The organism is Amycolatopsis sp. NPDC088138, from assembly GCF_044741685.1.
In the GTDB taxonomy this organism is placed as follows: domain Bacteria; phylum Actinomycetota; class Actinomycetes; order Mycobacteriales; family Pseudonocardiaceae; genus Amycolatopsis.
In genome coordinates this window covers 812,940-826,523 of record NZ_JBIUTB010000008.1, presented here as the reverse complement: position 1 = coordinate 826,523, position 13,584 = coordinate 812,940, and the positions used below count along the sequence as shown (strand labels likewise).

Annotated in this window: 10 protein-coding genes and 2 pseudogenes; 3 read left to right on the top strand and 9 right to left on the bottom strand. The window is 71.1% G+C overall.

What is annotated here, in order from left to right:
* Positions 1–230: hypothetical protein (locus tag ACIOD2_RS44450; protein ID WP_400551608.1), on the top strand; the 230-nt coding region annotated here is incomplete at its 5' end.
* A gap of 72 nt (positions 231–302) precedes the next feature.
* Here the strand turns inward: ACIOD2_RS44450 and ACIOD2_RS44445 are convergent.
* Positions 303–3,440 carry an ATP-binding protein gene (locus ACIOD2_RS44445; protein ID WP_400551607.1) on the bottom strand — a complete coding sequence of 1,046 codons (3,138 nt, stop codon included), beginning with the start codon at positions 3,438–3,440 and terminating at the stop codon, positions 303–305.
* 111 nt (positions 3,441–3,551) lie between these two features.
* Positions 3,552–4,721: a citrate synthase gene (locus ACIOD2_RS44440; protein ID WP_400551606.1), complete on the bottom strand. Its 1,170-nt coding sequence runs from the start codon at positions 4,719–4,721 to the stop codon at positions 3,552–3,554.
* A gap of 95 nt (positions 4,722–4,816) precedes the next feature.
* Here ACIOD2_RS44440 and ACIOD2_RS44435 point away from each other — a divergent pair, with 95 nt between their 5' ends.
* Positions 4,817–6,031 (top strand): MFS transporter, encoded by a 1,215-nt coding sequence (locus ACIOD2_RS44435; RefSeq protein WP_400551605.1) that lies wholly within the window; start codon positions 4,817–4,819, stop codon positions 6,029–6,031.
* Here the strand turns inward: ACIOD2_RS44435 and ACIOD2_RS44430 are convergent.
* The 3 genes from ACIOD2_RS44430 to ACIOD2_RS44420 are packed head-to-tail and all read right to left on the bottom strand — an operon-like array spanning position 6,006 to position 7,801.
* Entirely contained in the window at positions 6,006–6,383 is a 378-nt protein-coding gene (locus ACIOD2_RS44430) for a hypothetical protein (RefSeq protein ID WP_400551604.1), read from the bottom strand. The two genes, ACIOD2_RS44435 and ACIOD2_RS44430, sit on opposite strands and share 26 nt — an antisense overlap.
* Before the next feature lie 28 nt (positions 6,384–6,411).
* Positions 6,412–7,455 carry a hypothetical protein gene (locus tag ACIOD2_RS44425; RefSeq protein WP_400551603.1) on the bottom strand — a complete coding sequence of 348 codons (1,044 nt, stop codon included), beginning with the start codon at positions 7,453–7,455 and terminating at the stop codon, positions 6,412–6,414.
* A 7-nt stretch (positions 7,456–7,462) separates the two neighbouring features.
* Positions 7,463–7,801, bottom strand: a complete 339-nt coding sequence (locus ACIOD2_RS44420) for a hypothetical protein (RefSeq protein ID WP_400551602.1) — start codon at positions 7,799–7,801, stop codon at positions 7,463–7,465.
* A gap of 738 nt (positions 7,802–8,539) precedes the next feature.
* Here ACIOD2_RS44420 and ACIOD2_RS44415 point away from each other — a divergent pair.
* Complete coding sequence (locus ACIOD2_RS44415) at positions 8,540–8,920, top strand: RidA family protein (RefSeq protein WP_400551601.1); 381 nt, start codon at positions 8,540–8,542, stop codon at positions 8,918–8,920.
* Here ACIOD2_RS44415 and ACIOD2_RS44410 read toward each other — a convergent pair whose 3' ends face one another.
* The 4 genes and pseudogenes from ACIOD2_RS44410 to ACIOD2_RS44395 all read right to left on the bottom strand — a co-directional run bounded on the left by ACIOD2_RS44410 (position 8,921) and on the right by ACIOD2_RS44395 (position 13,526).
* Positions 8,921–9,835 (bottom strand): ABC transporter permease, encoded by a 915-nt coding sequence (locus tag ACIOD2_RS44410; protein ID WP_400551600.1) that lies wholly within the window; start codon positions 9,833–9,835, stop codon positions 8,921–8,923.
* A gap of 110 nt (positions 9,836–9,945) precedes the next feature.
* A pseudogene (locus tag ACIOD2_RS44405) lies at positions 9,946–10,293 on the bottom strand (hypothetical protein); the annotation flags it as partial.
* 1,742 nt (positions 10,294–12,035) lie between these two features.
* A pseudogene (locus tag ACIOD2_RS44400) lies at positions 12,036–12,752 on the bottom strand (BTAD domain-containing putative transcriptional regulator); the annotation flags it as partial.
* Positions 12,753–13,007: 255 nt separating this feature from the next.
* Positions 13,008–13,526, bottom strand: a complete 519-nt coding sequence (locus ACIOD2_RS44395; protein ID WP_400551599.1) for an MmpS family transport accessory protein — start codon at positions 13,524–13,526, stop codon at positions 13,008–13,010.
* Positions 13,527–13,584 lie beyond the last annotated feature (58 nt).

The window sequence follows — 13,584 nt, the reverse complement described above, 5'->3', positions numbered from 1 at the left end:
CCGCCCACCTCCCCGCCCAGGCAGGCACGGCACTGCTCGACACCGCCCGCACCGCCTTCACCAGCGGCCTGAGCACCGCGGCGATCGTCGGCACCGCCGTCATGGCCGGCTTCGCCGTCCTCCTCACGCTGATGATGCGCACCGTCCCGATCGAAGCGGCCCTGCCCCGGCCCGAGGACGACGCCGCGGACGACGACAAGACGGAGGTGATCGAACGCGTCACCGCATGACCACCCACGCGATCGACCATGAGCCCGAACCGGCAAGCCCGTCCCCTCCGGACGGGCTTGCCGGCCGGGTGATCACGGACGTGCGGACAGCTCCGCGAGCAGCTCGGTAACCTCTTCGTTCGTTCGGGCGAGTCCGCGCTCGTAGGCGGCGGTGAACGCCACGGCGCCGATCACGGCTGTCGCGGCGGCGGTGGCATGGTCCACGTACCGGTCGCCGACGACGGCCAGCCCGCGCACGGCCACCGCGGCACCGAGCAGCTCGGCGGCCCGGCCGGGGGCCGCGACCCCCGCCATTCCCTCGATCGCGTCGGCCAGGTCGGAGCGCAACGGGGACTCGGCCGCCGTCGTGACGGCGTCGCGATGCCGGCTCCACGCGTCGTCGACGGCCCCGCGCGCCTCGGCCAGCCGGCCCAGGCCGACCAGGATGCGGGTCGTGTGCCACTCGTTGTGCCCGTCGGCCGACCGTGCCGTCACCAGGGCGCGTTCGAGCAGCTCGGTGGCGGTGTCCGGGTCGTCGCGGCGCATCGCGATCTCCGCGAGGCCGAGCGACACCTCCGCGGGCATCGCCGGCTGCCCGGCCTCGATCGACAGCTTTTCGCCGGCGCGGAAGTCGGCCTCGGCCGCCGGGAGGTCGCCGTCGCGGATGAGGCATTCGGCCCGGTGGAAGAGGATGTAGGCGCACTCGTCGAGCGCGCCGAGCTCGTGCTGCAGCCGCAGCGCCTCCGCCCACTGGGTGTAGGCACTGGTCCACTGACCGCGCCAGCTGGCCAGCCGGGCGAGCCAGTCCAGCGCCTGCGCGCAGCCCCAGCGGTCACCGAGCCGGCGGAAGCCGGTCAGCGCGCGCGACATTTCCGCTTCGTCCCCGGCGGCGTCACCGCCGGTGGTGCCCAGCAGGACCCGGGACAGGTGCGTGAGGGCCCGGTTCCACGGGTCGTCGGTGAGCAGGCCCTGGTTCCCGGCCGGCTCCTCGGGCAGGCCGGCGGTCATCCCCCACATCGCGGCCCCGAACGGATAGGTCAGGCCACGGTCCAGGGTGCGGACGATCTCGGCGCCGCGAGCCCAGTGCCGGGGGTCGGCCCGCGGGACGGCGTGCATGACGCACGCGAGGTACTCCTCGTCCAGCCCCGCCGGGATTTCGCCGTCCAGCAGTGCCGCCGCGACGTCGGCACCCGCAGTGGACCGCCCCGACAGCCACCAGTACGCGGTGAGCGCGGCGACCAGCTCGAACGCCGTTTCCCGGTCGTGTTCGCCCGACCACTCCAGCGCGGCGATCAGGTTGGCGTGCTCGGCATCGAGCCGGGCCAGCCAGTCGAGCTGCTCGGCGCGGCGCAGGTGGGGATCCGCTTCCCGGGCCAGCGCGAGGTACACCAGCGCGTGCGCCCGCCGGAGATCGTGCTCCTCACCGGAGTCGGTGAGGAGCTGGGCGCAGAACAGCCGGATGGTTTCCAGCATCCGGTAGCGTTGCCCGTCGGTTTCGACGAAGGAGCGGTCCACCAGCTCGGCCAGCACCTCCTCCGAGCCCGGGCCGCACACCGCGTCGACCGCGTCGAGCGGTGCGTCCCCGGTGAACACCGTGAAGCGGCGGGCGAGCCGCTGCTCCTCCGGCCCCAGCAGATCCCAGCTCCACTCCACCACCGCCTGCAACGTGCGGTGCCGCGCCGCCGCCGTCGGATCCCCGCGCGAGAGCAGCCGGAACCGGTCGGATCCCGCCAGCCGCGCCGCGATCGTGTCGACGGAGAACTGACGCAGCCGGGCGGCGGCGAGCTCGATGGCCAGCGGGAGCCCGTCGAGCGCGGCGCAGATGCCCACCACGCTCGCCGCGTTGCCGGCACCCACGGTGAAACCGGGACGCACCGCTCCGGCGCGCTGTTCGAACAGCGACACGGCCGGATAACCCGTCATGTCCACGGCGGCGGTCTCGGGAGGCGGCAGTGGCAATGGCCCCAGCGGCACCAGTGCCTCACCGGTGAGCCGCAGCGGCTCCCTGCTCGTGGCCAGGATCCGGAGCTCACGGCAGCCGGTCAGCAGGGTGCGGGCGAGTGCGGCGACGGCGCCGAGCACGTGCTCGCAGTTGTCCACGACCAGCAGCAGCCGCTCCGCGGCCAACGCCGTCAGCAGGTGCTCGACCGGGTCCCCCGGCTGCCCGAAACCCGACTCGCGCAGGCCGAGCGCGCGCAAGGTCGTCACGGGGACCTGGCCGGGGTCGGTCAGCGGCGCGAGATCGACGAAGCACACAGCGGCTCCGGTGCGGTCGGTGTGCGCGTTCGCCCACTCGGTCGCCAGCCGGGTCTTCCCGGTCCCGCCCGGGCCCAGGACGGTCACCAGCCGGGTGGCGGAGACCTCGTCGAGGCGGGCCAGCTCCTGCCACCGGCCGACGAACGTGGTGAGCGGGGCCGGGACGGCCCGGCGCGGGGCCGGCGCCGGGCGCTCGGCCCGCAGGACGGCCTGGTGTGCCGCGGCCAGCTCGGGCCCCGGATCGACGCCCAGCTCGGCGTCCAGCAACCGGCGGGCGCGGTCGAACTCCTCGAGGGCCTCGGCCCGGCGCCCCGCCGCGTGGAGTGCGCGCACCAGCTGCCCCCGCAGCCGTTCCCGCAGCGGATGGGCGGCGACGACCTGGCGGAGCTCGGCCACCGACGGGCCGCCGGGCAACGCGAGCTGAGCCTCCGCGAGGTCCTCGGTGGCGGTGAGGCGCAGCTCGTTCAGGCGTGCGACGGCCGCGTCGGCGAACGAGAGATCGGGCAGGGCCGGCCCGCGCCAGAGTGCCAATCCCGCGCGCAAAGCGGCGGCGGCGTCCGCCGCATTGCCTGCCAGCAGCAGATCATGTCCTTCGGCAGCGAGCCGGGTGAACCGGTACGCGTCGACGTCGCCGGGATCGACGGCGAGCCGGTAGCCGCCCGCGTGGAACTCGATCAGGCCGGGCGGCAGCGCGCGCCGGCACCGCGAGACCTGTGCCTGCACGGCATTCGCGGCATCCGCGGGTGGGTTCTCGCCGTACTGGCCGTCGATCAGGGCCTCGACCGGCACGTAACGCGCAGGCCGTTCGACCACCTCGAGCAGCAACATCACCAGCAGGGCCCGCGGGCGCGGACCACCCACGGAGATCAGGTCCCCGGTGCCGGACCGGACCTCCAGCGGGCCGAGAACGCCGAACCGCGGCACCGCGTCTTCGGTGACCTCAGGGACGTGAAGCGGGCGCGGCAGCTCAGTCATCTGCACTCCTTCGCACCGGGTTCGATCGGGCGACGGCCCGACGGTGTTCGGCGGCGGATCCGTCCGTCCACTGTGGTGACAACCGGCCCGTGCCGGGTCGTCGATCGCGGCTCACGGTGCGCCGGTGTAGAAGCCGCGTGGCCGGAAGCGGTTCGGCCGTTCCCGGTATTCTTCCAGTGCGTGCGCCAGCCATCCCGCGGTCCGCCCGATCGCGCGGATCGTCTCGCCCGCCCCCGGAACCATGTCGTAGGCCTCGGCCAGCACCGCGAGCGCGGCATCGACGTTCGGCCGCATGCCCGGCCGCGCCGCCACCAGATCGTCCACTGTGGATCGAACGGGACCCGGGGTGCGGACCAGCTCGAGCAGCCTCGTCGCCCGGGGGTCGCCGTCGGGGTAGAGCGGCTCCCCGAACCCCGGCACGTCACCGGTGTCACGGACGCGCTCCACGACCGCGGCCATCGGGTCGTCGAGTTCGGCGGCCCCACGCAGGAAGCGGCGTACGGTCTCCGCGGCTGCCCCGTGCGCCGGGCCGTCCAGCGCGCCCAGTCCGGTGGCGACCACCGCGTACGGATGGGCCCGGGTGGACGCCGCCGTGCGCACGGCCATCGTCGACGACGCGAGGTCGTGGTCGGCCAGCAGTACCAGCGCGGCGCCGAGCGCGCGCACCCCGTCCTCGTCCGGCTCCCTCGCGGTCAGCGCCGCCCACAGCCGCACTCCGAGCGGCTCCGTCGGCCCGGTGTCCAGGTGTGACGGCAGGGCGTCCACCATCACCGCGAGCAACGCGCGCCCGGTGCCGACGACGATGGCCGGATCCACGTCGTAGCGCAACGGATCCGCGGTGGCGGCCGCGCCGACGATCACCGGCAGCAGGTCCACCGGCCGGGCGTGCCCCGCGAGCGGCCGGACCACCGCGCACGCGAGTTCGCGCACGGGCGCGGACGAAACGAGCGTCGCGCCGTCGTCCAGCTTTCCGGTCCACAACAGACTCGTGACCGCCTCGAACGTGGTGGTGCCGGCGAGGTGGGCGGCGTCCTGTCCCCGGTAGTACAGCGAGCCGTCACGGATGACGGTGAGCGTCGTCTCGATCGGGCCGGACTCCGGTGCACCCCTGCGGTTCCTGGCCGCGAGGCGCCGGACCTCCCCGGCGTCGAACAGGCTCGTCCGCCCGTCGGCGGCCCGTGTCCGGCTCAGCAGCCCGCGGCTCACGTACGCGTACACCGTCTCCGCCTTCACCCCGAGGAGGCGGGCGGTCTGCGCGGTGGTGAACGTCTGCTCGGCCATACCGTCGGCATCCTACGTTGATTCGATCAAGATTGACGACATTGATCAGGTCGGCGAAGCTCGATGGACCCGAAGCGAAGCCGACAGGAGGCCTGGTGTCCGAGAGCCGTATCGCGTGGCGCGGGTTGCCGCCGCTGGCCGTGCCCGCCTACCGGAAGCTCTGGATCGTCTCGATGCTGTCCCACTTCGGGACCTGGATGCACAACACCGCGGCGGCCGCGCAGCTCGCACACTCCTCGCCGGCCCCCCTGACCAACGCCCTGCTCCTGGCCGCGGCCACCCTTCCCGCCGTGCTCCTGTCGTTCCCGGCCGGCTTGCTGGCCGACCGGATCGGCCGCGGCACGGTCCTGTTCTGGGCCAACGCGACCGGTGCCGCGGTGGCCGCGGTCTTCGCGATACTGAACCTGTGCGACGGCCTCGGGCCGGCCGCGATCCTCGGGCTCACCTTCGCGCTCAACGCCGGCTGGGCCGCCGGCTACCCGGCGTGGAACGCGGAAGTCTCCTCGGTGCTGCCGGCAGATCTGGTGAAGGACGGCGCGGCGCTGAACAGCCTGTCGTTCAACCTCGCACGCACCCTCGGCCCGGCGGCGGGCGGATTCGCCTTCGGAGCGGTCGGCGGGTTCCCCGTCTACCTCGCCAACGCGCTGTCCTTCGCGGGTTTCATGCTGTGTTTCCGGAAGACCCGGCGGATGGCGGCGTCGGCCGCCAGGGGCTCGTGGCGGGACTCGCTGCGGGAAACCTCGGCGTTCGTCCGCGACTCTCCGAGGTTTCGCGCACTGCTCGTGCGCGCGGTGATGTTCTTTTCCCTGGCCCAATCGATGTCCGCGCTCGTCCCGGTGTACGTCCTGACCGTCCGGCACCGCTCGGCCGCCGACCTCGGGTTCGTGCTGGCCGCGTTCGGAGCCGGCGCGGTCTGCTCGGCCGTGAGCTACCCGAACCTGCGCCGCCGCGTCCCCGAACGCGTGCTGCGGTGCGCGTGCGCGGTGCTCGCCGCGCTCGCCCTCGCGGCACTCCCCCTGCTCGGCTCGGTGTCGGCGTTGTTCGCGGTGGGTGTCGTGTTCGGCGCCGCGCAAGCCTCGATGGTCACCGTCAACAACGGATTTCTCCAGACGACAGTGGCTCTTTCGCTGCGGTCCCGGGCCGTGGCGCTGTACATCGTCGTGCTCTACGGCGCCCAGACGATCGGCGCGGTCGTCGCGGGCGCCCTGTCCGCGTGGTGGGGTGTAGGCCCGGCGGCGTGGGCCATCGCGGTGCTGCTCGCCGCCTGCGCACTGCCGGGCCGGGTCAGGCAACGCAGGTCTGGTTCGTGAGGTACTGCAGCGAAGCGGAAATCCCCCAGTTGCCGTCACCGAGCTTCCGGAACTTCACGTTGGCCGGGGTCGACCAGACCACGTCCTTGTAGGCGCGCACGATCGTGCCCTCGGCGACGGTCTTGAACGGGCTCTGGGTGTAGGGCTTGCCACCGTTGTCCCAATATACGCCCAGGTTGTACGGACCCACGCGGTAGCGGCAGAGGACGTTCGCCGCACTGCTCGAAGCGGCGCCCTGTGCCTCGGCGACGCCGCCGGTCGCGACGACTCCCGCCGTCGCCAGCACCGTCACCCCGGCGCACAGCAGCCGCATCCTGTTCTGTCCCAATGACTTCTCCGTTCTGTGTTTCACTTCGAGCCTCCCTTGCGCGAGGGGAACATCACGAGGTGGAAGCCGGTTCGAGGGCGTGCGGTTGTGCCTCGAACTTCACTTTGGTGATCGGTGGCGCCGGTGGCTCCATGAAGGTGCGCGCGGCCTCACTGATCTGCCGGGTGATGGGCTCGATCGCCGCGCGCGTCTCGTCGACGACCTGATCCGCGAGGGTGAGGTACGCCTGGGCGGCGACGGCGTAGTCGGTCGCCGGGATCTGCTTGTCGCCCGCGTCGAGCAGCTTGTCGGCGGTGGTGGCCGCCATACCTGCCAGAGGCGGGAGGACCGCGTCGGCGATCTCGACCGCGGTCGCCTCGGCGGCCAGCGCCGCCAGACCGAACCCCATGCTGACCACCGTGGCCAGGCCGGCGGCCAGCAGTCCCCACGGAAACTGCTGGTCTTCGGCGACGTCCTCGGCCTCCTTGGCCTTCATCGCCCCGACGAACGCGCGCATCAAGCCGATCAGCCGGCGCCGGGCCGCGACGATCACCGAGCAGTACGCGGTGATCGCGTCGACCAGACCGCCGATCACCTCGAGCTCGTGGGACATGAAGGTGTAGACGGAGCCGGCGTAGTCGCGGCACGCGTCGGCGCCGCTGCCCCGCCAGTTCTCGAACAGCCGGTCCAGGGCATCGTGCAGGCCCATCAGCCCGCCCTCGGCGTCGTTCTCGCCGCCGGGCTTGTTGGTCAGGTTGCTCCCCAGGTTCCGGAACCCGTCCTGCAGCAGCAGGTGCGGAGCGTTGGGCGCCGCGAACTTGCCGATCTCCGGGCCCGACAACGCTCGCGCGGCGGTGAAGAACCGGTCGATGGCCACGTTCGCCATCGGCAGGTTGCCCGGCCGGTTGTCGGTCAGGGACTGCGACTGGTGACCGAACGCCGGGTTCTCGTCGAAGACGTGGTTGTTGATTCCCGAGTCCGGGTGCTGCACCGGTGTGCCCCGGGGCGCGGTACACAGGTCGGCCCAGTTGGCGACGTCGGTGAGCAGGCGGATGCCGTTGTCGGCGAAGAACTCCTCCGCCAGCCCGGCGAAGAATCCGGGATCGGTGTTGACCATTCCGTCCTCAGCGTTCGTAGACCGACATCAACCGCGACGCATGGGCCTGTTCGGTCTGGGAATAGACACGGTAGGCCTCCCACAGCGCTTCACTGAGCTGCTGCAACGAATCTCGCAGACCGTCATGCGCCGAAACGATCTTGCCCTGCAGCAAATCGGCCGAGTTCGCGAAGTCGCCGTAGACACCATTCGGATCCGGGCCGACCATCTCCCCGGTACGGATGTCGCGAACCGGCCGCAGGCGATCCGCGCCCGCACGGAGGTGTTCGACCGCAGGGTCGACGTGTTCGTGCAAAGTCCGCTGGAACGCGTCCAAGTCGACCGCATACCCTTGTCCGTCCGCCATCCGCACCGTCCCCGCTCTTGGCCGCCGTCCATCCGACGACGGCCTCGGCAGGTGATTAGACCTCAGCCTCCTTTCACATCTCTTTCTGCGACGGCCGGCGGACAGGAAAGTGCGGTGGTCACGGCGGTATCCGCAGCGCCGGGGCGGCGTTGATCGAGTCGCGCAAGGGCGGTCTTGAGGAGCGAGTTGGCGCGCTCACCCATCCTCGGTGACAGCACTCGCGACAGCGGCCGGCGGATACAAGCCGCCGGTGGCGGAGCGTTTCGACGACCGTGGAAAGGCTGCGTCGGCCGCCGAAGGGATAGCTCATGCGAAAAACCCGATCACCCGAATGACGGGAATCGCCGCGCTCCGTACTCTGCTGATGAATCCACTGACGACGGCGACCACGAATGCCGCTCCGGTGCGCCCCCCCCCCCCCGGACCTACCACGGCACCTACCTCCTCAGAGGGGACGTGCTGACCACCGGTGGTAGCGGGTGGGCGTGCTGGGCGTCCAACACCAATGGAGCCCGGCGGTTACGCCACTTACCAGGGTGTTGGCAACTTCGTGGTGTACAGCGGAGGTGGCGACGCACCCTGGGCGAGCAACACGGACAGGCAGTCGCCTACCCAGGCCACATCGGCAACGACCCGGACGCCGCAGGCCTGTGAACGCCGTCAAACGATCAGCTCGGACTCCGCGATCGGCCATAATGGCGGAAGAGTCCACATCCACTACACGATCGGGGACCTTCAGTGCCAAGAAGCGCCATCACCGCGCCGGGGGCGATCGCCGTCGGGCCGTACTCACACGCGGTGGAAGCCGGGAACCTGGTGTTGCTGTCCGGGCAGACCCCTTTGGACGGACACACCGGCGCGCTGGTCGAGGGCGGAACCGCCGCCCAGACCAGGCAATGCCTGGCCAACTTGTTCGCCGTGCTCGACGCCGCCGGGCTGACGCCCGACGACGTGGTGAAGTGCACCGTCTTCCTCACCGACATGGCGAGTTTTGCCGAGATGAACGCCGTGTACGCGGAGGCGTTCGCGGAACCTCATCCCGCACGGACGACCATCGGCGTGGCCGCCCTGCCGCTCGGCGCCACGGTCGAAATCGAGATCATCGCGCAGCGTCCGTGATCAGGCCTTCATCCTCCGCTGACGCGGGTCGAAGGCGTCGCGCAGACCGTCACCGATGAAGTTGATCGTCAGCGAAATCAGCACCAGCACGACGAACGGCCCGAAGAACAACGCCGGCCGCGTCTGCAGCTGCGCGTAGTTCTCCAGGATGACCCGGCCGAGCGAGGTGTCCGGCAACTGCACACCCAAGCCGATGAACGACAGCGCGGCTTCCGCCAGCACGGCCTGGGCGACCGCGAGAGTCGCGTTGACCGTGATGCTGCCGACCATGTTCGGCACCAGGTGCTTGAAGATGATCCGGAACGTCCCGGCACCCGAAGCGCGAGCCGCGTCCACGAACTCACGCTGGGACAACGACATCGCCTCGGCCCGGGTGATCCGGGCGATCTGCATCCACCCGAAGGCCGCCAGCACCAGCGCGACGATGTACCAGGAACCACCGCCGAACACCTTGGCCAGGATGGCCGCCGCGGCGATCTGCGGGATGATCAGGAACAGGTCCGTCACCCGCGAGATCGCCGAGTCGGAGAACCCGCGCAGGTACCCGGCGACCGCACCGAACACCACACCGATGACGGTGGCCAGGATCGACACCGTGAGCGCGATGAGCAGCGAATACTGCGTGCCGCGCAGCACCTGCGACACCATGTCCTTGCCGACCTGCGTCGTGCCCAGCGGGAAGTCCCCGCTCGGCTTCGCGAACGGAGGACCCGAGCTGTCTTCGTAGTTGTGCTTCCAGATCAGCGGCAGCACGATGCTGAGCAGCACGATCAGGACGAGCACCGCGGACGAGGCCATCGCCAGCTTGTGGTGCAGGAACTTGCGCAGGACCAGTCTGCCCTGGCTGCGCGGCTCAGGCAGCGTGCCCTCGGCGGTCGCGGTTTCGCTCGCGAGAAGAGAGTTCAAGTCAGCCAACGCGAATCCTCGGGGTCCAGAGATCACCGTACGCGGGTTCAGTGGAGCACAACCCCCTTTCACCTCGCTTTCCGTCCGCTGACTGCGCTTGTTTCCCGACCGGGCACCGGTCAGGACGTCAACGCCCGATCGTGGGCGGCGAGCTTCGAGGCGACCGTCGCGGCGGCGGGGTGCCCCAGCCGAGCGAAGACGGCATGGGCACGCCGCCACGCCGTGATGGCGCTCTCGAGGTCGCCGGCGACCAGGTGGGCGTCACCCAGGTCATCGCAGGCGAAGGCTTCGTCGAAGTGTTCGCCGTTCTGCTCGAACAACTCCACAACGGCAGCGCAGTCGGCGATTCCGCCGGCGTAGTCGCCGAGCGCGACACGCGCGCGGCCGCGGCTCTGCAGCGCGAACAAGCGCTGGTTGTGCCGGCCGAGCCGGTCCCAGATCGCCAGGGCTTCCTCGGCCAGACGGAGTGCCGCGGCATACTCGCCGGTCCGGTTGCACGAATCGGCGAGCTGCTCGAGGGAGTCGGCTTCGAGAGACCCGAGCCCAGCCGCCGGGCGAGCTCGACAGCGTGGGAAAGGTGGACCTTCGCCTCCTCCGGCCGGTCGGCGGAGTTGAACTCGAGGCCGAGGTTGAACAGGGCGCGGAGCTCCCCCTCCGGGTCGTCAAGTTCGCGGTTGATCTCCAGCGCCGCCTCGATCGCCCGGAGTGCGGGTTCGCGGCCGCCGGAAAGCCCGTGCATCGTGCCGAGACCGCTGAGCATCGTGGACTCGGCGTGCCGGTTCGGAATGGACCGGGCCGCCGCGAGCCCGATTTCGAAGGTCTCCTGCCAGACGGCGAACCGTGAGCTGGCGATGAACCTCACCATCATCAGGTACGGCAGCTGCCACGCGGCCGTCGGCCGGGCGTGCCTGCTCGCCCACCGGACGGCGGCGGCCAGGTTGGCCTCATGAGCGCTCAGCCAGGCGATCGCCTCGGCGTGGGAGGTGAAGACCGGCGCGTCCGGGACCTCGGCGGGCAGCGTGAGGATGTTGTAGCGCCGGAACGGCCGAGCCGCCTTCGAAGCGTTGAAGGCGGCCGCGGTGTACCAGCCGAGGAGCTGGTCGAGGGCCTCGGTGCGGGCCGCGGCGGGCTCCACGCGCTCGCATTCGGCGGCCGCGAAGTCACGCAGGAGGTCGTGGAACGCCCACCGGCCGCGGTCGCGGTGCTCCAGGAGGTTGGCGGTGGTGAGCTCCCGCAGCAGGGTCGCCGTCCGCGTCCGGTCGTGGCCGCCGAGCACCGTGGCGATGTCCACGTCGACGAACGGGCCCGGGTGCAGGCCGAGCCGCCGGAACAAACGGGCCGCGTCCGCGGACAGGAGGTCGAGCGACCGCGCGAAGACCGCGCGCAGGTCGGTGTCGTCCTCGTCGTCGAGGACGAGCGCGGCCAGGCGGCCGTGTTCCCGGCGCAGCTCGGTGACGACGTCGGGCAAGGACGTGGGCTGCCGGCGGATGCGCTGGCCGAGGATCCGCAGCGCCAGCGGGAGTCGGGCGCAGGCCTCAGCCAGTTCGGCTGCCGCCTGCGCGGCGTCCTCCAGCCCGGACAGTCCGGCCGCGTTCGCCAGCACCGTGAGCGCGTCGGCCGGGGAGAGGGCGCCGAGGGCGATGCGGTGTGCGTCCTCGTGCACCCCGAGGCTGCCGAGCCGGCGTCTGCTGGTGATCAGGGTGAAGCCGCCTTGGCCGGGCAGCAACGGCCGCACTTGGGCGCTGGAGCGCGCGTTGTCCAGGACGACGAGCACTTTCCGCTCGTTGGTCCGCTCCCGCCACAGCGCTTGCCGCGCGTCGAGGCCGGGTGGCAGGTCCGCTCCGCGGACGCCGGAGGCCCACAGCAGGTCTTCGAGCGCGGTCGCCGGGTCGACCGGGGGTTCGGGGCCGACACCTCGGAGGTCGACGAAGTACTGCCCGCCGGGAAAGGCGGGAGCGAGCCGATGGGCGCACTGCAGGGTGAACGCCGTTTTCCCGGCGCCGCCGATGCCGTCCACGGTCACCGTCCGAGGGCGCTGATCGGAGGCCATCAGCCGGTCGAAGACGGCGAGCTCGACAATGCGCCCGATGAAGTGCGGGGCGAGCGCGGGGAGCTGGCTCGGGACGGGATCATCCGCGGGCACTGTTGTTGTCGGCGTGCGCAGGTCCAGGAGGCGGGGCGGTGGCTGCTGGTCGTTGAGGATGCCCAGGTGCAGGTCGACCAGCGCCTGCCCCGGGTCCAGCCCCAGCTGGTCGGCCAAGGCCGCCGCGGCCCGTCCGTAGCTTTCGAGCGCCTCGGCCCGCCGCCCCGACCGGTACAGAGCCAGCATCAGCAGTTCGGCACAGCGCTCCTGCAGGGGGTCCCGCTCGACCAGCTCGGTCAGCAGCGGAACCGCGGCCGCCGGTCGCCCTTCTTCGATCGTCGCGGCGGCCCAGTCCTGCTGGGTTTGGCGGCGCAGCTGCTCCAGGCCGGGAATTTCCTCGCGGTGCAGTGCACTCGAGTCCACGGACGCCAGTGCGGAGCCGTGCCAGAGCTCGAGAGCTTCCCAGTACAGCGTCGAGGCACGAGCCGGATCTCCCTCGGCGGCGGCCCGGCTCGCCGAATCTCGCAGCCGGTGGAACACGGCCAGATCGAGCGACTCGGGATCGATCTGTGCTCGGTAGCCCCCGTGCTCGGTCACGATCGGCACCGCCGCACCGAGTATCCGACGCGCCCGGGCGACATAGGTCTGGATGGCTGCTCGGGGATGCGCGGGGCCGTCGTCGTCCCAGAGCCAGCGTCCCAGCTGGCCGGGCGTGACCACTTCGTTGGCGCGGAGCAGCAGACCGGCCAGCACGACGACGATCTTGCCGCCACCGAGCGGCACCACGACGTCGTCGACGCGTATCTCGACCGGTCCCAGCACCCGGCATTCCACGGCGGCCATGCGCTCATTATCAGCGAGCCGGTCACGCGCTTTGCGCATTATCGAAAACCGTCTTGTTTGTCCGGAAAGTCGCTATCACTCAGTTACGGGCAAACGGCACGACGGGAATCGCCCCAGCAGCTCGCCCGGTTGCGCGGCCGAACCGGGAATGGCGGTGCTGGGTGAACCGGCGGCCGCGGTCGTTCGAGCTGCGTGAAGATCATCCCCACCGCGGCAACCTGGTTGTTCGACCTGCCGATGTCGACTTCCCGGCGGCTACGCGCCGCCACAGTCGGCGGTCTTCCCGGCCGCCTCCTTCGCGAGTCGGCCGTCGACGAAGACCCGGCAGGTGAGGGTGCCGCTGGGCGCCCTCCCGACCAACTCGACCCCGTCCCGGCTTCGAGTCGCCCGCACTTCGAACGACCACGGAACCGGCACGCCGGAAACCACCAGTTCGTGCCGCGCGTCGCCGTAGTCGCCGAACTCCGACACATACTCGAGGTCGGCGACATAGGGGGCGTCCCCGGACACCTCATACCGAATGGTGACCGGACGCAACGACACCTCAAGCCACACGCACCCGGCCACCGCGACCGCGACCAGACCGATCGCGACCCACTGGACGCTCGCCTTTCGCAGCCTCACCAGCACCAGCCCGGCCACCCCGCCCACCACCACAAGGCACGCGATCGCCCAGGTGACCTGCGCAGCGCTTTCAGCGATCAGCGCCAGCGTCACCGCCGTCATCCCCAGCACCACGCAGGTGATCGCCGGCCAGAACCGTCTTTCGTCCATGGTTCCCCTTCCATAGCGGTCAGCATTTCCGAGGCGGGCAGATCAGGGCACCCCCATC